20 protein-coding genes and 1 pseudogene are annotated in these 25837 nt (G+C 51.4%); 15 read left to right on the forward strand and 6 right to left on the reverse strand.

Going from position 1 to position 25837, the window contains the following annotated elements; all coding sequences use genetic code 11:
* Positions 1–272: 272 nt before the first annotated feature.
* The 4 genes from LGV68_RS03420 to LGV68_RS03435 all read right to left on the reverse strand — a co-directional run bounded on the left by LGV68_RS03420 (position 273) and on the right by LGV68_RS03435 (position 4067).
* Positions 273–584: a DOPA 4,5-dioxygenase family protein gene (locus LGV68_RS03420; protein WP_196368194.1), complete on the reverse strand. Its 312-nt coding sequence runs from the start codon at positions 582–584 to the stop codon at positions 273–275.
* Between the two features lie 248 nt (positions 585–832).
* Positions 833–2380 carry a tripartite tricarboxylate transporter permease gene (locus tag LGV68_RS03425; RefSeq protein WP_024374020.1) on the reverse strand — a complete coding sequence of 516 codons (1548 nt, stop codon included), beginning with the start codon at positions 2378–2380 and terminating at the stop codon, positions 833–835.
* A gap of 12 nt (positions 2381–2392) precedes the next feature.
* Positions 2393–2887, reverse strand: a complete 495-nt coding sequence (locus tag LGV68_RS03430) for a tripartite tricarboxylate transporter TctB family protein (RefSeq protein WP_222748788.1) — start codon at positions 2885–2887, stop codon at positions 2393–2395.
* A 208-nt stretch (positions 2888–3095) separates the two neighbouring features.
* Complete coding sequence (locus LGV68_RS03435; RefSeq protein ID WP_020330979.1) at positions 3096–4067, reverse strand: tripartite tricarboxylate transporter substrate binding protein; 972 nt, start codon at positions 4065–4067, stop codon at positions 3096–3098.
* Between the two features lie 277 nt (positions 4068–4344).
* Between LGV68_RS03435 and LGV68_RS03440 the strand changes: the two genes are divergently transcribed.
* The 13 genes and pseudogenes from LGV68_RS03440 (at position 4345) to LGV68_RS03500 (ending at position 20325) form a co-directional block, all read left to right on the forward strand.
* On the forward strand, positions 4345–4950 hold the full coding sequence (locus tag LGV68_RS03440; protein ID WP_222749079.1) for a LysE family translocator: 606 nt from the start codon (positions 4345–4347) through the stop codon (positions 4948–4950).
* 3 nt (positions 4951–4953) lie between these two features.
* Positions 4954–5790 (forward strand): AraC family transcriptional regulator, encoded by an 837-nt coding sequence (locus LGV68_RS03445; RefSeq protein ID WP_024374024.1) that lies wholly within the window; start codon positions 4954–4956, stop codon positions 5788–5790.
* Between the two features lie 164 nt (positions 5791–5954).
* Positions 5955–6653 carry a GntR family transcriptional regulator gene (locus LGV68_RS03450; RefSeq protein ID WP_024374025.1) on the forward strand — a complete coding sequence of 233 codons (699 nt, stop codon included), beginning with the start codon at positions 5955–5957 and terminating at the stop codon, positions 6651–6653.
* Between the two features lie 10 nt (positions 6654–6663).
* Entirely contained in the window at positions 6664–7560 is an 897-nt protein-coding gene (gene prpB, locus LGV68_RS03455; RefSeq protein ID WP_020330984.1) for a methylisocitrate lyase, read from the forward strand.
* Between the two features lie 215 nt (positions 7561–7775).
* Positions 7776–8921 (forward strand): 2-methylcitrate synthase, encoded by a 1146-nt coding sequence (gene prpC / locus LGV68_RS03460; protein ID WP_020330985.1) that lies wholly within the window; start codon positions 7776–7778, stop codon positions 8919–8921.
* 166 nt (positions 8922–9087) lie between these two features.
* Positions 9088–11685 (forward strand): Fe/S-dependent 2-methylisocitrate dehydratase AcnD, encoded by a 2598-nt coding sequence (gene acnD / locus LGV68_RS03465; protein WP_165880913.1) that lies wholly within the window; start codon positions 9088–9090, stop codon positions 11683–11685.
* Between the two features lie 56 nt (positions 11686–11741).
* Positions 11742–12956, forward strand: a complete 1215-nt coding sequence (prpF, locus tag LGV68_RS03470) for a 2-methylaconitate cis-trans isomerase PrpF (RefSeq protein WP_252536728.1) — start codon at positions 11742–11744, stop codon at positions 12954–12956.
* A 7-nt stretch (positions 12957–12963) separates the two neighbouring features.
* Positions 12964–14859: pseudogene (locus LGV68_RS03475) on the forward strand (propionyl-CoA synthetase); the annotation flags it as partial.
* Positions 14860–15161: 302 nt separating this feature from the next.
* Positions 15162–15581 (forward strand): MarR family winged helix-turn-helix transcriptional regulator, encoded by a 420-nt coding sequence (locus tag LGV68_RS03480; protein ID WP_024374684.1) that lies wholly within the window; start codon positions 15162–15164, stop codon positions 15579–15581.
* Between the two features lie 25 nt (positions 15582–15606).
* Positions 15607–16668: an HlyD family secretion protein gene (locus LGV68_RS03485; RefSeq protein ID WP_252536260.1), complete on the forward strand. Its 1062-nt coding sequence runs from the start codon at positions 15607–15609 to the stop codon at positions 16666–16668.
* Between the two features lie 15 nt (positions 16669–16683).
* Positions 16684–18201, forward strand: a complete 1518-nt coding sequence (locus tag LGV68_RS03490; protein WP_020330995.1) for a DHA2 family efflux MFS transporter permease subunit — start codon at positions 16684–16686, stop codon at positions 18199–18201.
* 164 nt (positions 18202–18365) lie between these two features.
* A complete protein-coding gene (locus LGV68_RS03495) occupies positions 18366–18848 on the forward strand; it encodes a GNAT family N-acetyltransferase (RefSeq protein WP_020330996.1) in 483 nt (160 codons plus the stop codon).
* A gap of 34 nt (positions 18849–18882) precedes the next feature.
* Positions 18883–20325 (forward strand): NUDIX domain-containing protein, encoded by a 1443-nt coding sequence (locus LGV68_RS03500; RefSeq protein WP_252536262.1) that lies wholly within the window; start codon positions 18883–18885, stop codon positions 20323–20325.
* 69 nt (positions 20326–20394) lie between these two features.
* Here the strand turns inward: LGV68_RS03500 and LGV68_RS03505 are convergent, their stop codons facing one another.
* Entirely contained in the window at positions 20395–21501 is a 1107-nt protein-coding gene (locus LGV68_RS03505) for a M20/M25/M40 family metallo-hydrolase (protein WP_252536264.1), read from the reverse strand.
* Between the two features lie 121 nt (positions 21502–21622).
* Positions 21623–23164 (reverse strand): EAL domain-containing protein, encoded by a 1542-nt coding sequence (locus tag LGV68_RS03510; protein WP_158125036.1) that lies wholly within the window; start codon positions 23162–23164, stop codon positions 21623–21625.
* 468 nt (positions 23165–23632) lie between these two features.
* On the opposite strand from LGV68_RS03510, the gene hppD reads away from it, so the two are divergent.
* Entirely contained in the window at positions 23633–24706 is a 1074-nt protein-coding gene (hppD, locus tag LGV68_RS03515) for a 4-hydroxyphenylpyruvate dioxygenase (RefSeq protein WP_252536266.1), read from the forward strand.
* Positions 24699–25835: a homogentisate 1,2-dioxygenase gene (locus LGV68_RS03520; protein WP_104966906.1), complete on the forward strand. Its 1137-nt coding sequence runs from the start codon at positions 24699–24701 to the stop codon at positions 25833–25835. Before hppD ends, LGV68_RS03520 begins: the two co-directional genes overlap by 8 nt.
* The last annotated feature ends 2 nt before the right edge of the window (positions 25836–25837 follow it).

The raw sequence follows: 25837 nt of genomic DNA on the forward strand, positions 1-25837 counted from the left end.
GGAGCGGTTTTTTCTTTGTCCGCGACAAATGAATGACTAATGCGGGGCAGCGCTAATCGGAGGCATTGTTGATAGTTTAGAGGGAAAAATTCAGGACGAATTTTTAGGTTATTGGCGTAGGGAACGCCTATAACCGTCCCGGCCAGCGAGCCGCGAAAGGCACTTTCTGGTGACTCTTTGTGCCTGCAAAGAGTCACTGGCGCGCTAAAGAAATGTTTTCTGTACGCTAAGTCTAAAGCGCGACATGAGCGTTCAACCTCATTGAATGATGTTTAAAACCGACTCAAATCCAAATCAACCGCTTCACCCAGCCAGTATGCGTGGGTCGTGTGATCCGCCAAATCATCACCGGTATCAGCGTGAACTAACACGCTCAACTGGCCGCGTTGCTGATCCAGCCACGGAATGAACTGATCGAAATCCTTACTGCCGAACAAAATCTGATAACTCCACATGGTGTGCGGGCCAACGAGACGTTGATGCAGTCTGCCGAGTTTAAGTGGGAATGTTTGCCCGATGAGTTCGTACAGGCGCGTCGCAAACGCCAATGAGTGTGCATCAAAGTAAACATGCGCATGGTACATGGCATGGCTGTTAACGGGTCTTTTATTGGTTTTCACTGCATCGCACTCAGGATTGTGGATTGTTAACTCACTGCCGCTGGCTGAGTCTATTTCTCATGCCGCGCAGCATTATTTTGTGCGGGGAAGGGTAACACACTCGACAATAATGTCAGGGACAAATTGACCAAGGCGTGTGGTGGGCGCGCTTTTATGCCTTTGAAAAACAAAAAGCCCGACCATTTGGCCGGGCTGAATCTAAGTGTCAGCGATTAATGCGCTTTATTGGTACCGCAGCTTTTCGCCGCAGTTTGGTTGCCACGCAATTTGTTGACGATCATCACCACAATTGGGCTGGCCAGAATCACCACCGACAGGGTTGTAAATGCCAGAGTGATTGGACGTTCCCACAAGAAGCTCAGCTCGCCGTCGGTAATCATCAGTGCACGGCGCAGGTTTTCTTCCATCAGACCACCAAGGATGAACCCAAGTAGCAGTGGTGCCAGCGGGAAGTTCGCCAGACGCAGTGCAATTGCGCCCATCGCCACCAATAGCATGATGAAGACATCCATGGTGTTGAACGACACCAGGTACACGCCGGTGATGGAGAAGAACAGAATCATCGGCAGAAGTACAGTACGTGGTACCGCCAGCAGTTTCGAAATGTATGGGATAAGCGGTAGGTTCAGAATGAGCAGAACAATGTTACCGACATACATCGAGATGATGACTGACCAGAACACATCCGGGTGATCGACAAACAGGCGTGGGCCAGGCTGAATACCGTAAGCGAGCAGGGCACCCAGCATGATAGCGGTGGTACCGGAACCCGGAATACCCAGTGTCAGTAGCGGTACGAACGAGCCACTTGATGCAGCGTTGTTCGCTGATTCTGGTGCAACCAGGCCGCGCAGAGAGCCGTGACCAAACTCTTCACGCTTCTCTTTCGGCGCCAGATTGCGCTCCATACCGTAGCTCAGGAAGGCCGCAATGGTTGCGCCTGCGCCCGGCAGTACGCCAGTAAAGAAGCCAAGAATAGAAGAACGAATCGAAACCGGAGCCGCTTCACGCACTTCTTCTCTGGTGATTTTCATGCTGCCGATATTGCTCAGTTTGCTGTTTTCTTCATCACGAGTGTCGGATTCTGGTTTCAGAATGCCCATCAGTGTTTCGCCGAGTGCGAATGTTGCCATTGCCAGCAGCAGGAAGCTAAAGCCATCCATCAGGTCGGTCAGGCCGAAGGTGAAACGTTCTACACCTACGCCTTTATCGATACCCACGGTTGACAGCATCAAACCCAGAATGGTCATCATCCATGCTTTGATTACCTGACCTTTACCCGCAAACGCCGCGACGGCAGACAAGCCCAGTAGCATTAATGAAAAGTAGTCGGCTGACTGGAAGCTCAGAGAAACCTGAGCCAGCGCTGGCGCGGCAACCAGCAACATGATTGCAGACAATGTACCACCGGTGAAAGACGCGTAAGCCGCCAGTGCCAGTGCTTTACCCGCCTGACCTTTTTGCGCCATCGGGTAGCCGTCAAACGCGGTCACCACGGTTGACGAACAACCCGGCGCATTAATCAGGATGGAAGAGGTTGAGCCACCAAAAATGGCGCCATAATACACACCCGCCATCAGGATCAGACCGGACGAAGGTTCCAGACCGTACGTAATCGGGATCATTAGTGCGATAGCTGAGATAGGGCCAAGGCCCGGCAGCATACCGATGAAGGTACCCACGAAACAGCCGACGATCACCATCAGCAGGTTAAAAGGCATGACTGCAGTCGACAGTCCTTGCAAAATTCCGTCTAACATAATCCTTTCCTACTAAAGAGTGAAAATCAGACCCGGTTCCAGATACACGTCCAGACCTTTGGTCAGCAGTAAATAAAAGGCAATCACAAATGGGAATGACGCACCGAATAGGATCGATTTACGACGTTCGCCAAGAATGTAGAAGCCCGCCATCAGGAAGAAGCCGGTCGCCAGCACGAAGCCCAGGTAAGTTAAGCCTGCACCGTAGAGCGCCATCAGCACCAGGAAACCGATCAGCAGTTTCCAGTTGAATGTCATCACCGCGCCACTTTTCTTGTCCGGTTGTCCGACAACCAGCAAAAGCAGAGACATTGCTACACCGGCGTAGGTGAGAAGGGTTGGGAGCGTACGCGCCGTAAACGGTTCGTACTCATCGCCGGGAAACATAGGAATTTGTGTAGTTTGATAGCCGTAACACAGGCTAAGGACAAGAAAGATCATCGCGCCGACGCGATCGCGGCACAGCAGATATTCCTTGCTGAATAATTTAGTTGGCAGATCCGACATATCCAACTCCATGGCATGAGGTTGTAGGGAAGAAAAGGCCGCAGACAAGCGGAGTTAACGAAGGAATTAACTAAAGGGTAAACGGATTGCTGCTAGTCAAAACATCTACCAAAACAAAGGAGTAATTTTTTCGCTCGTCTGCGGCAAAGGTGCTGGAACGGGGCAACACACGATTACCCCTTCCGGTGTTTCTGGATAAAAAGCTGACTTACTTCAGGAAGCCCAGTTCACGCATCAGGTCGCCCATCTGCTTTTCCTGATCTTCGAGGAAAGCGAAGAACTCTTTGTCGGCTTTGTAGCTGTCGATCCAGCCGTTGCGGTCACGAACCACTTTCCATTCATCGGTGTCGTACATTTTCTTCAGCGCAACGTTCCACTCGTCGATTTTCTCCTGGCTGACACCCGGAGCTGCGAAGAAACCACGCCAGTTAGCAAAGACAGTCGGGTTGTTGTATTCAGTCAGGGTCGGAATGTTTGGCGCAACGTCCAGACGTTTCGGTGCGGTGATCGCCAGGATTTTCACCTGACCGCTTTTTGACATCTCGAGAACTTCACCAAGACCGGTCGACAGAAGCTGAGTTTCGCCAGACAGCAGTGCTGCCATCGCTTTACCGCCCGCATCGTAGGCAATGTAACGCACTTCTTTCGGATCAAGCCCTTGGCCTTTGAAGGCTGCGGCGGCAACTAAGTGGTCCATACTGCCGCGTGCAGAGCCGCCCGCGATTTTTACTTTGCGTGGGTTGTCTTTAAAGTCTGCAACCACTTCTTCCCAGCTGTTGTATTTCGAATCACCAGCAACAACCAGTGCGCCGTAATCTGACACCGTTGCAGCAACAGGCGTTAAATCGCGGAAAGACTGTGGGAATACACCCGAAAGTGAGCGCACAACGATTGGTGTTGAGTTCACCATCAGTGTGTCTTCTTGACGATCAGCCGTCTCGATAAGGTGTGCAATGGCTTTACCGCCGCCACCGCCAGAAAGGTTTTGGTATGAGACGTTCTCGATCAGGTGTGTTTTCATCAGCACATCACCGGTGCCGCGTGCGGTCATATCCCAGCCGCCACCAGCGCCGCCAGGGATCAGAAAGTGGATTTTTTCCAGATCCGCTGCCAGAGCAGAGAAAGAGAAGGTAGCCGCCAGTAGCGACGCTGCGAGGGTCGGTTTGAAATGCTTCAACATGTTCACGTTCCTTATGTAGGCGTGCCACTCGAAGGAATGACACTTATCGTTATTTTCCCGGTAACAAGGCAGAAGTTTGCTACCGTGTTATCTCAGGTTAAGAATGTGTTAACGTTTTGTCTCTAAAGCGAAGATAAAAACAATATTGGGCATAAAAACGGTTTTGTTCATAAAGTTCACGGGGGTGCCGCGGCGCAGCAGAGCGCAATTTTGTTCAATAATCGCAATTCTTGGTTCGTTACTGTAGCCACGTGAATTGGAATAAAAGGACGAGGTTATGGTTTCTCTGTTGAGCGCGATGTCGCTGTTTGCCTTTGTGGGGGCGGTTTCTCCCGGGCCGGTGAATGTGATGGCGACTTACGCGGGCGCGCAGTTTGGCTGGCGCAAAGCATCAGTGCATGTGCTTGGGGCTTCCGTCGCTTATGTTCTGGTCGTGTTGGTGTGTGGCTTGGCACTTGGTGAAATGAGCCAAGGCATTCCGCTGTTGGTACCCGTCATGCGTTGGGTGGGCAGTTTGTACCTGCTGTATTTGGCGGCGCGTATTCTGCTGGCCAAGGATTTGGGGCTCAAGTCCAATCCCCAAATTGCGATGAAAGCGCTGTTTGTACAAGGGGGATTGATCCAACTGCTCAACCCAAAAGCGTGGATCTTTGCCAGTTCCGGGGTTAGTTTGTACGTATTGAATCAGGTGAATATTCAGTACGCGCTGAGTTGGTTCTGCTCGGTTTCGCTTGTAGTCTGCTTTATCGGTGTGGGTGTTTGGGCTGTGCTCGGCCAATCGGTCGCGCAATGGCTCAATTCACCGCAGCGTCAGCGCCTGTTTCAAATGGTCTTGGCTGCATTGCTGAGTATATCGGTGGTCATCATCTGGATGGAAGGATAGGGAATGTCACAACCAATAAGCAGCAATATTATGCGTCCAACCGCGCTGCCGCAGATCGAAGCGCGCATCGCTAAGTGGTCACACGTCTGTTATCAAAGGCATTCTCACGACGAATTCTCGTTTGGCATCATCGATAGCGGCATGGCGCGCTATGACAATCATGTGCGTCAGCACCAAATTGGCCGGGGCGATGTGGTCACCATTAATCCCGCCGATATGCACTCTTGCAATCCGCACCAGGGTGAATGGTCATATCGAATGCTGTTTGTCGACACATTGTGGATGGGGCAGATGCAGCAAGAGGTATTAGGGCGTCGCCAGATGGATTACTACGCCTTTATCGCCGACTTTGAACGTCGCACTGATTTCAGCGTTCAGTTTGAACAGCTGTTTGCGGCACTCATGCAAGAGCAGGACGCATTATCTGCCCACACCCTGATGTATGAGTTTATCGAGCGACTGTATAAGCCATCGGCGCTGGTGACAGACGGCAACCAGCTTGCCACCCAGCGCAAGCGTGCCCCCGACTACCTGCTGCGCGCTCGTGAGCGATTGTTTGATGAAATCGATCAGTCAGTAGGTCTTGATGCGCTCGCCAATGAGGTGGGCGTCAGTCCGTATCATCTGATCCGCACATTCAAGCAATATTTCGGCTTGTCGCCACATGCCTATCTGATGGATGAACGCATTAAACGCGCCAAACAGTTACTTAAGCAGGGTGAAACAATTGTCGACACCTCGCTGGCTTTAGGCTTTGCTGATCAAGCGCACTTTCAACGCAGCTTTAAAAGCCGTATTGCATTGACACCTAAGAAATATCAATCCTTCTTCACACTTTAATACCCACCAATTATCCATTCCTACCGTCATTACGACCTTAGTCTAAATTGTCGACAATTTGCTTGATTGTCGACAATTTGATCGTCTATCTTAAGTTCAACCCTTTGGTGAGCAACCCCATGTTTGTGGAATTTTCTCTGCTCACCCACGTTGTAGAAGATGAGATGATGAATACTGAATTAAAAAAGCGCGCAGCAGGCGAGAAAGAACACACCAAATCAGAAAGCCTGACCGAGTTTTTGATCGAAGCGATCGTAGAAGGTGGAATGGCGCCGGGCAGTAAAATCTCGGAGCCTGAACTGGCCAAGCGTTTCCAGGTCAGCCGCGGACCATTGCGTGAAGCGTTAATGCGTGTGGAAGGGCTGGGTTTGATCGAACGTATTCCTCATGTGGGGGCGCGCGTAATTCAGTTCTCTACGGAAAAGTTGTTGGAGCTGTATGCGGTACGTGAAGCGCTGGAAGGCATGGCGGCGCGCTTAGCCGCTCGCAACATTACTGAAATCGAACTGGCCGGGCTGGAAACGTTATTGTCGACACATTCAGCGCACATTGATCAAGTCGACGGCGCGTCTTATTTCCATCAGCAAGGGGATTTCGATTTCCATTACCGCATTATTAAAGCCAGCCGCAACTCGCAACTGGTTGCGTTGTTGTGTGATGAGCTTTACCACTTGCTGCGCATGTACCGTTATCAGTCACCACGCTCTCATTCGCGTCCGATTGAAGCGCTGGAAGAACACAAATTCATTCTGCAGGCGATTCGCAATCGTGACGAAGAGCTGGCAGAGATGCTGATGCGCCGACACATTTCAGGTAGTCGCCGCTTAATAGAAAAACAGATACAAAACGAAGCCCAAGATTAAGGAGAATCCCATGAGCTTAAGTCCGGGTGCGAAGTTCAGGCTCGCTATTCAAACCAATCAACCTTTGCAGATTGTCGGCACGATCAACCCATACTGCGCCATGATGGCGAAGAAATTGGGGCATCAGGCGATCTATCTCTCTGGTGGTGGTATCGCTAACGCGTCTTATGGCTTGCCAGATCTCGGGATCACGACACTCAACGATGTGCTGGTGGACGTGGAACGCATCACCAATGCGTGTGACCTACCATTGCTGGTCGACATCGACACCGGTTTTGGCGGCGCGTTTAACATTGCCCGCACCATCAAAGCAATGGAAAAAGCCGGCGCAGCGGCGGTGCACATGGAAGATCAGGTGGCGCAGAAACGTTGTGGTCACCGTCCAAACAAAGCCATTGTCAGCCAACAAGAAATGGTTGACCGCGTTAAAGCCGCGGTGGATGCGCGAGACAATCCGGAGTTCGTCATCATGGCGCGTACCGATGCGCTGGCGGTGGAAGGCATGGACAGTGCGATTGAGCGTGCGATTGCGTGTGTGGAAGCGGGCGCCGACATGATTTTCCCGGAAGCGATGACGGAACTGAAACAGTATGAGCAGTTCTCGACGGCGCTGCACGCGGCAACCGGTAAGCATGTGCCGATTCTGGCCAACATTACCGAGTTTGGCCAAACGCCGCTCTACAGCTGTGAAGACCTGGCCAAATCAAATGTGGATATGGTGCTGTACCCGCTGAGCGCGTTCCGCGCGATGAATAAAGCGGCTGAGATGGTGTATCGCCATCTGCTGGAGGTGGGGAATCAGGAAGCACTACTGGGTCAGATGCAGACGCGCAAAGAGCTGTATGAATACCTCAATTACCATGATTACGAAGACAAGCTGGATCAGCTGTTTTCGGAAGGAAAATAGTCGGTTTGGACCTTGATTTCATGAGGTTCAACGACGGAAGCCCAAAGAAAAACGAAGCCCAAGAAAAATAGAATCGGAAAGAAAAACTCCCCGGCCCGACAGTCAGTCAGGCGGGGAACACCCAATAACGTGAAACCGCTGCGCCATCGAGCTTAAGCTGGCCCAATGAGGTCGATTCAACAGGATCCGAAGCGCAGCAAGAAAAGGAGTTCAACATGCCTCAGTCTTTGACAAAGAAAGCTGAATTAGGCGGAGCAGGTCTGCGTGGCCAAAGCGCTGGAAGCACGGCCTTATGTACGGTAGGTAAAACCGGAACCGGTCTGACCTATCGTGGTTATGACATCACAGATCTGGCTAATAACGCTCAATTTGAAGAAGTAGCACACCTGCTGCTCGTGGGTCATCTGCCTACTCAGGCCGAACTTGATCAATACAAAACGCGTCTGATTGGCTTGCGCGGCCTGCCTCAGCCACTGAAAGAAGTGCTGGAGCGCATTCCAGCCGATGCACACCCGATGGACGTGATGCGGACGGGTTGTTCAATGCTGGGTAACCTGGAAACTGAACAAGATTTTTCACAGCAGCTTGCAGCGACAGAACGCATGCTGGCACTGTTTCCGGCCATCATCTGTTACTGGTATCGCTTTAGCCACGATGGCGTGCGCATTGATACCGAAGACACCAGCGAAGCTTGTATCGGTGGTTATTTCCTGAAAATGCTGACTGATCAGGCACCAAGCGATCTGTTTAAACAAGTGATGCACTGCTCGTTGATTCTGTACGCAGAGCACGAGTTCAACGCATCCACGTTCACGGCGCGCGTCTGTGCTTCCACCTTGTCTGATATTCATTCGTGCGTGACGGGCGCGATCGGTACGCTGCGCGGTCCGCTACATGGCGGCGCGAACGAAGCGGCGATGGAGATGATCGAGAACTGGAAAACGCCGGATGAAGCGGAACAAAACATTCTGCGCATGCTGGAAAACAAAGAGAAAATCATGGGCTTTGGTCACGCGATTTACCGTGAGAGCGATCCGCGTAACGCCCTGATCAAACGCTGGTCGAAAGAATTGTCCGAAAAAGTCGGTGACACCCAACTCTATGCCGTTTCTGAGCGCGTTGAAGCGGTAATGAAACGCGAGAAGGGCTTGTTCTGTAACGCCGATTTCTTCCACGCCTCGGCGTATCACTTTATGGGTATTCCAACCAAACTCTTCACGCCAATTTTTGTGATGAGCCGTTTGACTGGCTGGGCTGCCCACGTGTACGAGCAGCGTGCGAACAACCGCATCATTCGTCCAAGTGCTGACTATGTCGGCCCGGATCATCAGCAATGGTTGCCGATTGAAAAACGCGGCTAGCTCGCTCAGGAATGACCGTGCCCAATAGGCGCGGTCATCAATTTAATGCGGTTCGCCTAAGGGCGAATTGGCCTGCCACGGTTGTGAAGCCCAAACAACTTAAAGCACTGGCGACACGCTTTCTGCTTTAAGTGGCAAGGGAATAGTAATGAATCGGATGGATACTATGACCACTCAAAACGATATCAACAGCCAATACCGGAAACTGCTGCCTGGCACAAATATCAGTTATTTTGATGCCGAAGAAGCGGTCAACGCAATTGCGCCCGGTGCCTACGCGACGCTGCCTTATACCTCGCGCGTTCTGGCTGAAAACTTGGTTCGCCGCTGCGAACCCGAAGCACTGACAGACTCCCTGAAACAACTGATTGAACGCAAACGCGACCTTGATTTCCCCTGGTATCCGGCGCGCGTGGTGTGTCACGACATTCTTGGCCAAACCGCGTTGGTTGATTTGGCTGGCCTGCGCGATGCGATCGCAGAGCAGGGCGGCGATCCAGCCAAAGTGAACCCGGTTGTGGAAACGCAGCTGATTGTTGACCACTCGCTTGCGGTCGAACACGCAGGGTTTGAACCGGATGCGTTTGAGAAAAACCGCGCGATTGAAGATCGCCGCAACGAAGACCGTTTTCACTTCATCGAATGGTGTAAAACCGCGTTTAAAAACGTCAGCGTGATTCCTGCCGGCAACGGCATCATGCACCAGATCAACCTGGAAAAAATGTCGCCCGTGGTGCAACTGAAAAACGGCGTGGCGTTTCCTGATACGTGTGTCGGCACTGACAGCCACACGCCGCACGTCGATTCTCTTGGCGTCATCGCGATTGGCGTCGGCGGTTTGGAAGCTGAAACCGTGATGCTCGGTCGCCCATCCATGATGCGCCTGCCGGACATCGTCGGCGTGAAACTGACCGGCAAACGCAAACCGGGCATTACCGCCACCGACATCGTCTTGGCGATCACCGAATTTCTGCGCGGCGAACGCGTGGTGTCGTCTTATCTCGAATTTTTCGGTGAAGGGGCAAAAGAGCTTACCATCGGCGACCGCGCGACGATTTCCAACATGACTCCGGAATATGGTGCCAGCGCGGGCATGTTCTACATTGATGAGCAGACCATCAACTACCTGAAATTGACCGGCCGTGATGCCGAACAAGTGGCGCTGGTTGAACAGTACGCCAAACAAACTGGCTTGTGGGCGGATGCGCTGGAGACGGCGCAATACGAACGCGTGCTGACGTTTGATCTCTCGCAGGTAGAACGTAACTTGGCCGGGCCTTCCAACCCGCATCGCCGTCTGCCCACCTCTCAACTGGCGCAGCGTGGCATCGCCGGAAAGTGGGAAGAAAAAACGGGCGAAATGCCCGATGGTGCTGTGATCATCGCCGCTATTACGTCGTGTACTAACACCAGTAACCCACGCAACGTGGTCGCGGCTGGCTTGGTGGCGAAAAAAGCCAATGAACTGGGTTTGGTGCGTAAACCGTGGGTGAAAACTTCATTTGCGCCGGGCTCGAAAGTCGCCAAATTGTATCTTGAAGAAGCCAAGCTGCTGCCTGAATTGGAAAAGTTGGGCTTTGGCATCGTGGCGTATGCGTGTACCACCTGTAACGGCATGAGTGGCGCGCTGGATCCGAAGATCCAACAAGAGATCATCGATCGCGATCTGTACGCGACCGCCGTGTTGTCGGGCAACCGTAACTTTGATGGTCGGATTCACCCCTACGCCAAACAAGCGTTTCTGGCCTCGCCACCGTTGGTGGTGGCTTATGCGCTGGCGGGTACGATTCGCTTTGATATCGAGCGCGATGCGCTGGGGCATGATGCCAACGGTAAGCCGATTTACCTCAACGATATCTGGCCAAGCGATGAAGAGATTGATGCGATTGTGAATCAGCACGTTAAACCTGAGCAGTTCAATCAAGTCTACATTCAAATGTTTAAACTCGATGACGCCGAGCAAAACAGCAATCCACTGTACGACTGGCGCCCAATGAGTACCTACATTCGCCGTCCGCCGTATTGGGAAGGCGCACTGGCGGGTGAACGCACGCTTAAAGGCATGCGCCCATTGGCGGTGGTGGGTGACAACATCACCACCGACCACCTGTCGCCATCAAACGCGATTCTGGCCAGCAGCGCGGCTGGTGAATACCTGACCAAAATGGGCGTGCCGGAAGAGGATTTTAACTCCTACGCGACGCACCGCGGCGATCATCTGACGGCGCAACGCGCAACGTTTGCCAACCCGAAACTGTTCAACGAAATGGTTAAGGAGAACGGCGACGTGGTGCAAGGTTCGCTTGCGCGTATCGAACCGGACGGCAAAGTGACGCGCATGTGGGAAGCGATTGAAACCTACATGCAGCGCAAACAGCCGCTGATCATTGTGGCGGGCGCCGACTACGGCCAAGGGTCTTCGCGTGACTGGGCAGCCAAAGGTGTGCGTTTAGCCGGTGTGGAAGCGATTGTCGCCGAAGGTTTTGAGCGCATCCACCGTACCAACCTGGTCGGCATGGGCGTGTTGCCACTGCAATTCAAAGAGGGCGTGAATCGCCTCACACTGGGACTCGATGGCACCGAACTGTACGACGTGGTGGGTGACATCAAGCCGGGCTGCGATTTGGCGCTGGTGATCACTCGTCAAAACGGCGAGAAGCTGGACGTCGCGGTGACATGCCGTTTGGATACCGCCGATGAAGTGCATGTGTATAACGCAGGCGGTGTGCTGCAGCGTTTTGCGCAAGACTTTTTGGCGAACTGAGAAGGAGTGATGCAATGAGCAATGTCAGCACAGCTTCTTCATGGACCACAGCTGAGATGCTGTCTCAGCCCCTATCTTTTCAAAACCGAGAGTCTTCTCAAACCCGAGTGCCCGCGACGTATATGCGTGGCGGCACCAGTAAAGGGGTATTTTTCCGTCTGGGCGATCTGCCGCCAGCGGCGCAGGTTGCAGGCGCGGCGCGCGATCGCTTACTCATGCGTGTGATTGGCAGCCCGGATCCGTACGGCAAACAGATTGACGGCATGGGCGGCGCCACTTCAAGCACCAGTAAAACCGTGATTGTGTCGAAAAGTGCTCAAGCGGGTCACGACGTCGATTATCTGTTTGGACAAGTGTCGATTGATAAAGCGTTTGTCGACTGGAGCGGCAACTGCGGCAATCTGTCGGCGGCGATTGGTCCGTTTGCAATTTACGCCGGATTCATTGCACCAGAGCGCATTCCTCACAACGGTGTGGTTGAGGTGCGCGTGTGGCAGGTCAACATCAGCAAAACCATCGTCGTACATGTGCCGATCAAAGATGGCTTGGTGCAGGAAACGGGCGAGTTTGAACTCGATGGCGTGACTTTCCCAGCGGCGGAAATTCAGGTCGATTTCATGGACCCGGCCGACGGTGAAGGCTCTATGTTCCCGACCGGAAATTTGGTCGATGATCTTGATGTTCCGGGCGTAAGCACATTTAACGCCACGTTAATCAATGCGGGTATTCCGACGATTTTTGTCGATGCCGCGTCGATTGGCTATCAGGGCACGGAGCTTCAGGATGACATCAACAACGACAGCAAAGCGCTGGCGATGTTTGAAACCATTCGTGCCTACGGCGCGCTGAAAATGGGGCTGATTCAAGACCTCAGTGAAGCGCAAACCCGTCAGCACACCCCAAAAATTGCGTTTGTCTCCAAACCGCAAACCTACACCGCATCCAGCGGCAAAACCGTTGCAGCCAGTGATGTCGATGTCCTGGTGCGCGCGTTGTCGATGGGCAAATTGCATCACGCCATGATGGGGACCGCTGCCGTTGCCATCGCTGCCGCGGCGTGTGTGCCAGGAACGCTGGTGAATTTGGCCGCCGGTGGCGGAGAGAAAACGTCGGTGACCTTTGGTCACCCTTCGGGAACATTAAAAGTTGGCGCCAGTGCAAGCGAAACGACGCAAGGTTGGGTGGTAGAAAAAGCCGTGATGGGTCGCAGCGCACGTATTTTGATGGAAGGCTGGGTGCGCGTGCCCGCAGAAACCATCAACCACGGCTAAGCCAGAACAATCAAGGAGAAGCACCATGTCTGCATATTTAAAGGAATATCAATGGGCAAAGGATGAGCCGCAAGCGTTCTGGAAAGCTCAAGCCCAAAACATCGACTGGTTTGAATTCCCTCAAACCATTTTGCAAAAAGACGAACACGGCATTGAACGCTGGTTCCCGGATGGTTTGCTCAACACCTCGTGGTTGGCACTGGATTACCACTGTGAACAGGGTCGCGGCGACCAAACGGCGCTGATTTATGATTCGCCGGTGACGGGCAAAAAACAGCGGTACAGCTACACCGCCCTGCGGGATTGTGTCGCTCGCGTGGCGGGCATGTTGGCCGAGCAGGGCGTCACCAAAGGCGATCGCGTAATCATCTATATGCCGATGATCCCGGAAGCGGCGATGGCGATGCTGGCGTGTGCGCGTTTGGGCGCCATTCACTCGGTGGTGTTTGGCGGCTTTGCGCCAAACGAGCTGGCGGTACGTATTGAAGACGCAGAGCCAAAAGTCATCATGACGGCCTCTTGCGGCGTAGAAGTCAACAAAGTGATCCCTTATAAGCCTATGGTCGATAAAGCGATCATGGACAGTCGTTGGAAACCGGAAAAAGTGTTGGTATATCAACGCCCGGAATGCCTTGCCGATTTAACCAGTGAACGCGATTTGGAATGGAACACGCTGATTCAAAGCGCGCTGCCGCATGCGTGTGTGCCTGTACTGGCAACGGACCCGCTTTACATTCTGTACACCTCGGGAACGACAGGCAAACCCAAAGGGGTGGTGCGTGACAACGGCGGTCATGCCGTCGCGATGAAATACTCGATGAGCTGTATTTACAACATGCCGCAAAATGGCGTGTTCTGGGCCGCATCAGATGTGGGCTGGGTGGTGGGGCATTCTTACATTGTGTATGCGCCGCTGATTCACGGCTGCACAACCATTTTGTACGAAGGTAAACCAGTGCGTACGCCGGATCCGGGTGCCTTCTGGCGCGTGTGTCAGGAATACAAAGTCACTGCTCTGTTCTCGGCGCCAACGGCTTTCCGAGCCATCAAGAAAGAAGATCCGAATGGCGAGTATCTTAAGCACTATGACCTGTCGAGCGTGAAAACCATCTTCATGGCGGGTGAACGTTTGGATCCGCCAACTTTAGAATGGGTCGAATCGCAAACCGACAAACCGGTCATTGACCACTGGTGGCAAACCGAAACGGGCTGGGCGATTGCCGGCAACCCAACGGGCATTGAACTGATGCCGATTAAAGCGGGTTCAGCGACTAAGCCGATTCCGGGTTATCAAGTGGAAATCCTCAATGAACTCGGCGAGGTGCTGCCGCCGAATCAGCAAGGCTTTGTGGCGTTGAAACGTCCGTTGCCGCCAAGCTGTTTGCCGACTGTGTGGCGCAATCACGACCGTTTTGAGTCCGGTTATTTGTCACAATTCCCAGGTTACTACGTCTCAGGTGATGGCGGTTATCTGGATGAAGATGGTTACCTGTTCATCATGGGCCGCATTGACGATGTGATTAACGTTGCTGGTCACCGCCTCTCGACGGGTGAAATGGAAGAGATCGTCGGCGCGCACCCAGCGGTGGCGGAATGCGCGGTGGTCGGTGTGCACGATGAACTGAAAGGACAATTGCCACTCGGACTCGTGGTGCTCAAAGATGGCGTGAAGATCGATGCGCTGGCGCTGGAAACGGAACTGGTCAGCAGCGTACGCAGCCAAATCGGTGCGGTGGCGTGCTTTAAACACGCACTGGTGGTCGAGCGGTTGCCGAAAACTCGTTCTGGCAAAATCCTGCGCCGTATTATCCGCCAGATTGCGGATGGAGAAAGTTACACTGTCCCGTCGACCATTGACGATCCAACCAGCCTCAATGAATTGGAAAAGGTGCTGCATCATTAGGATGTGGCTTGTACTCAAACGGGACGACGTTATGTCGTTCGACGTTGAGGTACGATAGGGTAAAACTTGGTTCATTTTGACCCTTTGTGCTCCGCTTGCGGGGCACTTTTTTTGTCTGCATTTTCTATTCAGCAGAAACATTTCATAACACTATGAAATTTATCAGTTTATGCAAATACTCATCCGTTATTTCAATTAATAGGCTTTACATATAGTAAGCAAAGCTTACTATATGTTTAACTATGTTTCTAAATGTAACCAAGGCATTTGGAATAATTCGAGATAAATCAGAAGGGTATGCAATGACAGCTCCGTCTATAGGTTACTTACTTTGGGATGTGATGCGTCTGGTACGCAAACAATATCAAAGCGAAGCTGGCGCCAACTGCCTGACCATCGCGCAAGCCAAAGCACTGTCGCACATCGCTCGTTGTCAGGGTGTCAAACAGGTAGAACTGGCTGAACTGCTTGAAATCAAACCGATGAGTTTAGTGCGTGTGATTGATTCTCTGGTGGAAGAAGGGTTGGTTGAACGTCGTCCGGATCCAAAAGATCGCCGCGCTCATCAAATTTACCTGCTGCCAGCCGCCGATGCTCAATTGGTCAAAATCAAAAGTGTCAGCAACCAAATCTGGGATGAAGCATTACAGGGGCTGACCGCCCAGGATCGCGAGCAGTTCATCAGTACGCTGGAACACATTCACAGCAATCTCTCCAAATAAACAATACGTATCAGGAATATCTTGTATGTCTAACGAACAATCACAGACGCCTTCCCAACCTGTATCCAAACCACGCCGCAAAACCAAACGTGCTGTACTGCTTTTTCTGGTGCCGGTGCTGGCCGTGGCCGGAAGCGTGGCGGTCTACCTGCACGGTGGCCGTTATGTTGAAACCGACAACGCGTATGTAAAAGCAGACAAGACGTCAATTACCGCCGAAGTCTCTGGCCGCATTATCAATGTGCCAGTCGAGGAGAACCAACCGGTGAAAGCGGGCGATTTGTTGCTGCAAATCGATCCGACGTCATATGAAATTGCGGTCTCTCAGGCTCGCGCCAATCTCAATGATGTCAGTACCTCGCTGACCACGCTGAAAGCCGAATACCAAAGTAAACTGGCGAATATTGACGTTTCAAAAAGTCAGCATGAATACCTGAAGAAAGAAGAAGCGCGTCAGCTTAACCTTTTGAAGAAAAAATACATTTCTGAATCTCAGTTTGATTCTGCACGCCAGAAAACCCTGGTCGTGGAACTCGAAGTGAACGCGCTGAAAAAAGAGCTGAAGCAAATTGAAGAGAGCTTGGGCGGCGATGTAACGGCGCCGATTGAACAGCATCCGAAATATCGCGCTGCGCTGGCGTCGCTGGAAAAGGCCGAGAACGATCTCCAACACGTGAATGTGTACGCGCCTGCTGATGGCATCGTGACCAAAGTGGTGGAGAAAGGGCAATACACCTCACCGGGCACACTGGCGATGATGCTGATTTCGGCATCAGATATCTGGATTGAAGCTAACTTTACCGAGACCGAACTGACACACGTTCAGGTCGGCCAGAAAGTGGACATCAATGTCGACTACGCGCCGGATTTCAAATGGCATGGCGTGGTGGAAAGCTTGAGCCCGGCAACCGGTTCTGAGTTTTCGGTCATTCCGGCGCAAAACGCGACGGGTAACTGGGTAAAGATTGCGCAGCGTCTGCCGATTCGCATCCGCATTGATGCCAATCCGAATGCGCCGCAGCTTCGCGCGGGTTTGAGCGCGGTGGTGACGGTCGATACTGAATATCAACGTCATCTGTCGCTGTAAGGGTGAGGCGTTAAGATGGAAAGTCATGCGACACCTGTAGAGAGTGATGACAGCGGCAAACGCGGGTTTATCACTCTGTCGGTCATGCTTGCGACCATCATGCAGGCACTCGACACCACGATTGCAAACGTTGCGCTGCCACATATGCAGGGCGCCATGAGTGCGACGCAGGATCAGATTTCCTGGGTACTGACGTCTTACATTGTGGCAGCCGCGATTGCGATGCCATTGACGGGCTTTATTGCGGCGCGCATCGGCCGCAAGCGTTTGTTTCTTTATTCGGTAGTCGGGTTTACTTTTGCGTCTGTGCTGTGTGGCGCGGCGCAATCGCTCGAACAGATCATTCTGTTTCGTTTGTTGCAAGGGATCTTCGGCGCCAGTTTGGTGCCGTTGTCCCAATCTGTGCTGCTCGATACTTATCCGACAGAACAACACGGTTCGGCCATGGCGATGTGGGGCGTGGGTGTGATGGTCGGGCCGATTCTGGGCCCGTCATTAGGTGGCTGGTTAACCGAGTACTACAACTGGCGCTGGGTGTTTTACATCAACGTACCGTTCGGCATTCTGGCCTGGATGGGGATTGCAGGTTTCGTTAAAGAGACCAAGCTAGATCCCAGCCGGCGTTTTGACGTGTTCGGCTTTGCGCTGCTCGGACTTGCCATCGGCTGTTTGCAGATGTTTCTTGATCGCGGCGAATCCCAGAACTGGTTCTCCAGCATGGAAATTGTCATTGAAGCGGGCATTTCTGCGCTGGCGTTTTACATGTTTACCGTGCACATGTTTACCGCCCGAGCGCCATTCCTGGAGCCGCAGATGTTCAAAGACCGCAACTTTGTGGTCGGACTGCTGTTTGGTTTTATGATGGGCGTGATTTTGCTGGCGACCATGGCGCTGTTGCCTCCGTTCCTGCAAAACTTTATGGACTATCCGGTGCTGGACGTCGGCCTGCTGCTGACGCCTCGGGGCTTTGGCACAATGGTGGGAATGATGATCGTCGGGCGTCTGTCGGGCAAAGTGGACCTGCGTTATCTGATCACGATTGGCTTGCTGTTGATGATTTTTTCGCTGTGGGAAATGACGCACTTTTCAGTGTTCGTCACGCGCTGGGAAATCATTCATACCGGTATTGTACAGGGGTTGGGATTAGGTCTGGTGTTTGTGCCGCTGTCGACCCTGACGTTCTCCACGCTTGAGCCACGTTATCGTAATGAAGGCACCGCGCTATTCAGCCTGATTCGCAACATCGGCAGTAGCATCGGCATCTCGGTGGTGGTGACGTATCTTGCGCATCGCGCGCAGATCAACCATGCCGTGTATTCCGAGCACATCAACATGTTTAATCCGGCGTTGCAGGATGCGGTGCAGAAAGGAGTGTATGACTTATCGAGTACTGCTGGTCTGGTCGAGTTGAACAGTATGGTCACCAGCCAAGCGTATATCTTTGGATATCTGCAAGACTTCCGCTTTATGATGTATGTCTGCGTCGTGATGATTCCACTTTTGGTGTTGTTGCGAAAACCGGGTAAACGTTAAGCTACGATTGAATAAAACGCCGCATTGCGGCGTTTTTGTTTATTTAAACGGCGTTAAATTCTCATTCTTCAGCTGTTTAATAAAAAAACACACCACACCACGATGTTATTTTCTTAGACGATCTTATAAAATCGCGTCAAGACTTCTTGATTAACGTCACAAAAATGTCATCGATTTCGCTGTCAGCGGCAAAAATAGCAGATTTGGAAATATTAAATCAGTTGATGTTCGACTTGCACGACGAACACCATCGCGCCTGCCCGGAATATTTTAAAACGGCGGAAGAGGTGGAGCAGGAAAAGAGCATCGCTCGCTACATCGACAATCCCGACTGCCTTGTTTATGTCGCTCGCGACGGTAATGCAGTAGTGGGATTCATCACCGGCTATTTTAGTGAGTTAGTCTCTTCCGTCAGTAAGCCGATTCAAATGGGCAGCATTGATGAGCTGTATGTCGTTCCGGCATACCGCCAACAAGGTGTGGCTCGCAAACTCTTTTCTCGTCTGGAGCAAACGTTTGTTGAGTACGGCGCGGCTGAGATATTTGTAGAAGTCTGGGATTTTAACAGGGAAGCGCAATTATTTTATCAGGATGTTGGTTTTGCCCATCATATTCATTGGTTGAGAAAGTCAGTGCGTCGCTCGTAGATGTCTGGCTCCATGCGATAACAGGTTAATTAGCGTGTACAAGCGATTGTCAGTACTTGGCTTCAGTTTAATAATTTCTTTAGCAGCGTCTTTTTTTGCTCAAGCTGCTCCACAAGCTCCCGATAAACTTCGCGGAGCGCTTTGTCTTATCCGCGCCGACGATAAAGTCGTTCTGGTTAATGAGATCATCACTAAACAACTCTCGCTTCCCGGTGGCACCATTGAAGGTGGTGAATCACCAGAGCTGACTGCGCAGCGCGAAACCTGGGAAGAAACCGGCTTGGTTGTCACTGTCGGTAAACTGCTGGGCTACACCGAAAGCGCCGTTGTGTATGACTGCGTCAGTGATTCAGACATCATCGCTTACCAATACATTAACCGTTGGGGCGGGTACGAACTACCAGTGTGGTTCGCGCCGCATTACGGTGTGGAAGTGTCGCAGGCCATGCTGGTGCATCCAAGCCGCATTAAGGAAGACCAATACCGTTTTCCTAAACAGTGGGCCAACATCAAAACGATGTTTAATGACGCTACCGACCAATCCACCAAAGTGGTACCAGAGCTTATAAAAGCGGCACCTGCGTTACATCAAACAGAGCTCGGCTGGATTGTCGCTCTGCAATACGCGATTGGCAGCTTGCCGGAAGTCGTCAAAACGGTGCTGAGCCGAGTCATTTTGCTTGCCGATGCCGTGGCATCGCCTGTGTTGGGACTGCTGCTGTTTCCGTTTCTCTATTGGCAGAGTGGCAAAGCTTTTTGCTACAAAGCCTTTTTCTCGGTAACGGTGACGTCGCTACTGTGTTTAGTCGCGCAGCAAGGTTTTGCTCTGCCACGCCCGCATGCGTACATTCCATCTATCCAACTGGTCAAAAGTTTCGGCTACGGATTTCCGAGTTTACCGTTGGCTGTCTGGGTCAGCCTGGGTATTTTATGGCTACTGAAGAACGAAAAGCTGGGCCTGAATAAAAGCACCGCTGCATTTGTGGTTTCCGTAGTGTGGTTGTCGCTCTCCAAGTTCTATTCTGGCAGTGCGTTTATTGTTGATATGTTGGTCGGTGCAGTCTTGGGTGCTCTGGTCGCCTGGCACATCATTCGTCTTAACGATAAACCGCAAATTCATGTGGAACGCATACTGTGTTCGAAAGGTCCGTGGTTAGCGCTGACCGCGGTGACGGCTGTCATCGCATACATCTGGCCCATGCCCGTGTTTACTGCGTGGTTGGCGGTGCTGGCAGTCATGACGTTAGTGGTGATGACACTGCATTCCGAGCAGCAGGGAATCACTTTTCGTCAAATGCTGCTCATGATTATGACGTTGCTGTTCGCCAACGAGCTGGTCAATTATGCGGCGACATTTGTCTCTTCCAGCGGTACGTGGTCATTATTGGTGGGAACCCTTCGCGAACCGTTGCTGATTCTGTTGTTCGTGCTGATGGTGCGTTTCGCCGAACGCTATCCCGCCGCCGAACCGGCATAACGCTGGGTCATTTAACATGAAAAAAGCCCGGTGATATACCGGGCTTTTTTCATTCATTCTTACCTGCATTTAACGGCTTAAGTAAGTCTCGACGAATTGGCAAACCTTGACTAAATCGTCGACTGCAATGTGCTCTTCGGTGGTGTGTACTTTGGCCATACCGGTTGAGATGTTTACCGTGGTTAAACCTTTCTCATTGAAGTTATTGGCATCGCTGCCGCCGCCAGTGCGCTTGGTTTTCGCTTCAATACCCATGGTGTTAAAAGCGGATTTTAATTCGCAGATCAGCGGATGTTCTTCGTCCAGCACAAACGCGTTATAGGCTCGGGTCGATTGGATCACAGCTTCTGCGCCGTGTTTTTTCGCCACAGTCTCAAACGTTGAAATCATGTGTTCCACTTGCGCTGCCAACTTGTCGTCATTCAACGAACGCGCTTCGGCGACGATGGTCAGCTCTGGCATCACGATGTTGGTCGCCTGACCGCCATTCACCATGCCGATGTTGGCGGTGGTTTCTTCATCGATACGCAGCAATTTCATTTGGGTAATCGCGTCGGCTGCTACGCTGATGGCACTGATACCATCTTCTGGCACAAGGCCTGCGTGTGCAGGTTTGCCTTTTATGGTGACACGCAGCTTCTGCTGGCCCGGCGCCGCTTTGACGATGGTGCCAATCGGGCCGCCAGTATCCAGCACAATGGCTTTGTTTGAGCGGATGTAGCTCATGTCAAAATTTTTGGAACCCATCAGGCCACCTTCTTCATGCACGGTGAAGGCGATTTCGATGGTTTTGTGTGCCCAGTTATGTTCGCGCAGGGCACGCACCGCTTCAAGAATGGCCGCAATACCGGATTTATCGTCGCCCCCTAGAATCGTATTGCCTTTTGAGCGGATGATGCCATCTTCAATCAAAGGTTCAATGCCGATACCCGGTTTCACGGTGTCCATATGGCAGCTTAACACCACGCTGTCCGGTAGTTCGCCTTCCAGGCGGGCGTAGATGTTGAAACCGTTTGAAACCTCTGCAGGAACAGGCAGTTTTTGGACCATAAAACCAAGCTCGCCGAGCTGCTCACACAGATGCTCGCCAATGGCTTTCTCGTTGCCAGATTCGCTGTCGATTTGAATCAGATTCAGGAAGTTGTCGACCAGACGCTGAGGGTGAATTTGAGTCATGATAATACCTCGTAGGGAACAGTGGCGTTACCATGCAACGATTCGTTACTGTGTGTGCTGAGTTAAATCAATAAAGCACTCAAAAAAAAGGCCAGCTATCGTTGCTGGCCTTTGTAACAATTTATTGAATGCATTCGCATTCGTCAGGGTTATGATTGTCGCAACAACCGTTCATTTCTGCCAACGCATCCCGAAAAGAAAGTGGCTTAGCGTAGTAGTACCCCTGTTGGTACTGGACACCTTTTTCCATCAAGTAGCAAGATTGGGCTTGAGTCTCGACACCCTCTGCGACGATTTCAACATTCATTTGATGAGCTAAGTCGATGATAGCGTTGAGAACCGGAGCATTGACCGATTCAACACCGATAGTATCTACAAAACACTTATCGATTTTAAGGAAATCAAAGGAGATGTTTTGTAGTACCGACAGTGCGGTTCGGCCTGTACCAAAATCATCGATCGCCACCATAATGCCATTTGCTCTCAGCTCGCGCAGGACTTCTTGACCTTGTTTGTCCAACAACTGACGTTCAGTGATTTCCGCAATCAGTTGCAAGTTAATGTCATCAAACGCTTTAGCATACTGTTTGAGCTTGTTTACGCATGCCGGGTCAAGCAAATAGGATGGGGGAATATTCACGCCAATTTGATAACGTTCGGTTAGCTTCGCTTTAGACCAATCATGAAGAATGCAGTCCAACACATAGTTCGTAAGTTTGTTGATCAAGCCAAACTCTTCCGCGATTGGAATAAAGTTATCCGGACGCACAAAGCCCAACTTTGGGTTTACCCATCGCACTAACGCTTCAAACCCTTTTATTTCACATGGATGACTTCTTACAACTGGCTGATACGTCATAAACAACTCGCGTCGCTCCATACCTCTGCGCAGATCATCCACGAGCGTGGTGCGGCCGCTAAAAAAGAACAGCAGTATCGAAATCAAAATCGACACGGCGATTGAAACGGGCAGTGCGCCGAGAATAAAAAACGTCAGACGATCAGACACATAATGATCACTGGCTTCCACCATCAGGGTGAAGCCGTATTGCTTTGAATGCTCAATAACACTGCGGTTCGAGCTTTCAAGGCTGCCATCGTACGGATAAACGCTGCGGTTGATTTCAAACGCCAGCTTTTCTATTCGATCATCGGTTCGATAACCGAGACGAGCTGCGATGTAGTTCTTATCGACTACAGAGATCACGCCACGCTTGGAGTTGCGATGATCGTTATCAATCACCAACAAGGTGCGCTTTTCGGGATCGCCTTCTAAATCGAACAACACCACATTGGGCTTGATGTTGCCATCCGGATAGTAGCGACTGATGTCGCTACTGATCTCGCCGCGCTTGGACGAGCAGATGATGGAGCTGTTCTCCACTACCAACATCTCACGCAAGATACTTTCAAACAGCAAATCGCTCTGCAGTTTGTCACATGTGCGTGGGTTATAGAGCGCTTTTTCGTTCTCGCTACGGAGTTCATTAATGATGACTTCAATCCGTGACACGTAGGAATTGGCAATGTTGGTTAAATTACTATCAACATTTTCCATTCCTGCGCGGTACGCGGCAGAAATCACGATGGGTAAGGGCAATAACACAATTGCCAAAGCACGCTTCATCCACTGAAATTGCTGTTTGGAAAGTCGTCTTAGCATAATGTGAGTAATGTTTCTGTCTCAGATGTAATACAAATAATCAAATAGTTGCACAGTATAAGTGAACATCCTCAGATTAAGAAGGGATACCGCAAAGTAATTGCACAAAATTTGCACTGTCAGCGTTGTGTAGGGATAAAACTATTAACAACAATCGTGTAACATAATTATTACCCTGTACGAATTTATATACTGTTTCCTCCTCTTCTTCTGATTATTGATGCTTGCCGAATGCAATTAAATTTTTTCTATTTTTCAATGAATAATGATGTGTTCTGTGTTGTTACAGCGAGTCGAATGAAGCAAAAACCATCGACGATTCTGAAATGTAATTAATTTGTTACACCTATTCCGGTCGACAGATTAGAGGCAATTATTAGCGCGGCTATTCCAATTTGGGACGCGATCATCCAGTTTTATAACAAACACTTAACAACGAACGTGATGATCGAACTGAAGGAGTAGAGCATGAGCGCCAACATCAACCCACTGGGCACAGATGGCTTTGAATTTGTCGAATATACGGCAGCAAGTACCAAAGGTATTGAAGACTTAAAACAGCTGTTTTCCTCGCTAGGGTTTGCCGAGATTGCCAAACATCGCTCTAAAGAGGCGTGGTTGTATCGTCAGGGTGACATCAACTTTATCGTCAATGCCCAGCCGCGCAGCCAGGCTGAAGCGTTTGCCAAAGTCCATGGCCCATCCGTATGCGGCATGGCTTTTCGTGTCAAAGATGCCGCGTCTGCGCTTAAACATGCGTTAAACAACGGCGCAGAAGAGTACAAAACCGAAATCGGCCCAATGGAACTCAGTATTCCGGCGATTTACGGCATTGGCGAAAGCTTGTTGTACTTTGTCGACCGCTACGGCGATCGCAGCATTTACGATGTCGATTTCCATTTCTATGACGATGCCGCCGCGCGCATGCAACAAGCGCAAGCTGGCCTGATGGAAATTGACCACCTGACGCACAACGTCAAACAGGGCCACATGGATATCTGGTCTGGCTTTTATGAGCGCATCGGTAACTTCCGTGAGATTCGTTACTTCGATATCGAAGGCAAACTCACCGGGCTGGTAAGCCGTGCAATGACTGCGCCGTGTGGCAAAATCCGTATTCCGATCAATGAATCCTCGGACGACAAATCACAGATTGAAGAGTTCATTCGTGAATACAACGGCGAAGGCATACAGCACATTGCACTGAGCACCGACAACATCTACCAAACCGTGCGCACGCTACGCGAACGTGGCATGGACTTTATGCCGACACCGGATACTTACTATGAGAAAGTCGATGCGCGCGTTGAAGGGCATAGCGAGAATGTCGATGAGCTCAAAGCGTTGCGCATTCTGATTGACGGCGCGCCGATGAAAGACGGCATTCTGCTGCAAATCTTTACCCAAACCGTGATTGGCCCGGTGTTCTTTGAAATCATTCAACGTAAAGGCAATGAAGGCTTTGGCGAAGGCAACTTCAAAGCGCTGTTTGAATCGATTGAAGAAGATCAGATTCGTCGAGGAGTACTGAGCGATGCATAAGTGGATGACCTTCCCGCACCGGGAAGGGGTATGCTCTAAACAGGCGCATGCCGATTTCCCGAGTGACGCAATTTATGAACGTGAGGCTGGCCGCAGCGGTTTCTTCGGCCCGGCGGCACACTTCCATCATCAACATGCCCCAACGGGTTGGAGCGAGTGGGAGGGCGAACTGCGTCCACGCGCGTTTAACTTCAACCATGTTGCCGAAGCCTCTCAGCTTTCGCCTTGGTTTGTGCCGCACTTGCTGCACAACCAGGATGTAAAGGTTCGAGTATGGAAGCTGGCGCAACCGATGGAGTGCTTGGTGCGCAACGCCGATGGCGACGACTTGCTTTTTGTTCATCAGGGCAAAGCGGATTTGTACTGCGATTACGGCCACATGAGCATCAGTGAAGGGGATTACGTGTTGATCCCGCGCTCGACCAACTGGCGTTTAGAACCGCAAGAGCCGCTGTTCCTATTGATGATTGAAAACACCGATGCGGCGTATACGCTGCCGGAAAAAGGCATTGTCGGCAATCACGCGGTGTTTGATCCTGCCGTGTTGGAAGTGCCAAGCATCAATGACGCGTTCAAAGCGCAGTATTCCGAGCAGCAAACACAGGTTCAGGTCAAACGCCATGAACAGGTGAGTGTGATTACCTATCCGTTTAACCCCTTGGATGCGATTGGCTGGCATGGTGATTTGGCGGTGGTCAAACTCAACTGGCGCGACATTCGCCCGTTGATGTCGCATCGCTACCATTTACCGCCGTCTGCGCACACGACGTTTGTCGGTGCCGGTTTTGTGGTGTGTACGTTTGTGCCGCGCCCGATTGAAAGCGACCCGGGCGCGCTCAAAGTGCCGTTCTACCACAACAACGATGATTACGATGAAGTGCTGTTCTACCACGCTGGTGATTTCTTCAGCCGTGACAATATCGAAGCGGGTATGGTGACTTTCCACCCAGCCGGCTTTACCCACGGCCCGCATCCGAAAGCGTTTAAAGCCGGAATGGAATATAAGAAAAAATTCACCGATGAAGTGGCCGTGATGATCGATACTCGTCATGCATTACAGTTTGGTGAAGCGGCGCAAAAGGTGGAAAACCGCGAGTACGTCTACAGTTGGAAAGAAGTCAAAGAATAAGG

Source organism: Vibrio sp. LQ2 (assembly GCF_023920125.1).
Lineage (GTDB): Bacteria > Pseudomonadota > Gammaproteobacteria > Enterobacterales > Vibrionaceae > Vibrio > Vibrio fluvialis.

What these genes read in the sequence shown, in the direction of transcription:
- LGV68_RS03420 (WP_196368194.1), bottom strand. Translation starts at nt 584, where the DNA reads ATGTACCATGCGCATGTTTACTTTGATGCACACTCATTGGCGTTTGCG.
- LGV68_RS03425 (WP_024374020.1), bottom strand. Translation starts at nt 2,380, where the DNA reads ATGTTAGACGGAATTTTGCAAGGACTGTCGACTGCAGTCATGCCTTTT.
- LGV68_RS03430 (WP_222748788.1), bottom strand. Translation starts at nt 2,887, where the DNA reads ATGTCGGATCTGCCAACTAAATTATTCAGCAAGGAATATCTGCTGTGC.
- LGV68_RS03435 (WP_020330979.1), bottom strand. Translation starts at nt 4,067, where the DNA reads ATGTTGAAGCATTTCAAACCGACCCTCGCAGCGTCGCTACTGGCGGCT.
- LGV68_RS03440 (WP_222749079.1), top strand. Translation starts at nt 4,345, where the DNA reads ATGGTTTCTCTGTTGAGCGCGATGTCGCTGTTTGCCTTTGTGGGGGCG.
- LGV68_RS03445 (WP_024374024.1), top strand. Translation starts at nt 4,954, where the DNA reads ATGTCACAACCAATAAGCAGCAATATTATGCGTCCAACCGCGCTGCCG.
- LGV68_RS03450 (WP_024374025.1), top strand. Translation starts at nt 5,955, where the DNA reads ATGATGAATACTGAATTAAAAAAGCGCGCAGCAGGCGAGAAAGAACAC.
- prpB (WP_020330984.1), top strand. Translation starts at nt 6,664, where the DNA reads ATGAGCTTAAGTCCGGGTGCGAAGTTCAGGCTCGCTATTCAAACCAAT.
- prpC (WP_020330985.1), top strand. Translation starts at nt 7,776, where the DNA reads ATGCCTCAGTCTTTGACAAAGAAAGCTGAATTAGGCGGAGCAGGTCTG.
- acnD (WP_165880913.1), top strand. Translation starts at nt 9,088, where the DNA reads ATGACCACTCAAAACGATATCAACAGCCAATACCGGAAACTGCTGCCT.
- prpF (WP_252536728.1), top strand. Translation starts at nt 11,742, where the DNA reads ATGCTGTCTCAGCCCCTATCTTTTCAAAACCGAGAGTCTTCTCAAACC.
- LGV68_RS03480 (WP_024374684.1), top strand. Translation starts at nt 15,162, where the DNA reads ATGACAGCTCCGTCTATAGGTTACTTACTTTGGGATGTGATGCGTCTG.
- LGV68_RS03485 (WP_252536260.1), top strand. Translation starts at nt 15,607, where the DNA reads ATGTCTAACGAACAATCACAGACGCCTTCCCAACCTGTATCCAAACCA.
- LGV68_RS03490 (WP_020330995.1), top strand. Translation starts at nt 16,684, where the DNA reads ATGGAAAGTCATGCGACACCTGTAGAGAGTGATGACAGCGGCAAACGC.
- LGV68_RS03495 (WP_020330996.1), top strand. Translation starts at nt 18,366, where the DNA reads ATGTCATCGATTTCGCTGTCAGCGGCAAAAATAGCAGATTTGGAAATA.
- LGV68_RS03505 (WP_252536264.1), bottom strand. Translation starts at nt 21,501, where the DNA reads ATGACTCAAATTCACCCTCAGCGTCTGGTCGACAACTTCCTGAATCTG.
- LGV68_RS03510 (WP_158125036.1), bottom strand. Translation starts at nt 23,164, where the DNA reads ATGCTAAGACGACTTTCCAAACAGCAATTTCAGTGGATGAAGCGTGCT.
- hppD (WP_252536266.1), top strand. Translation starts at nt 23,633, where the DNA reads ATGAGCGCCAACATCAACCCACTGGGCACAGATGGCTTTGAATTTGTC.
- LGV68_RS03520 (WP_104966906.1), top strand. Translation starts at nt 24,699, where the DNA reads ATGCATAAGTGGATGACCTTCCCGCACCGGGAAGGGGTATGCTCTAAA.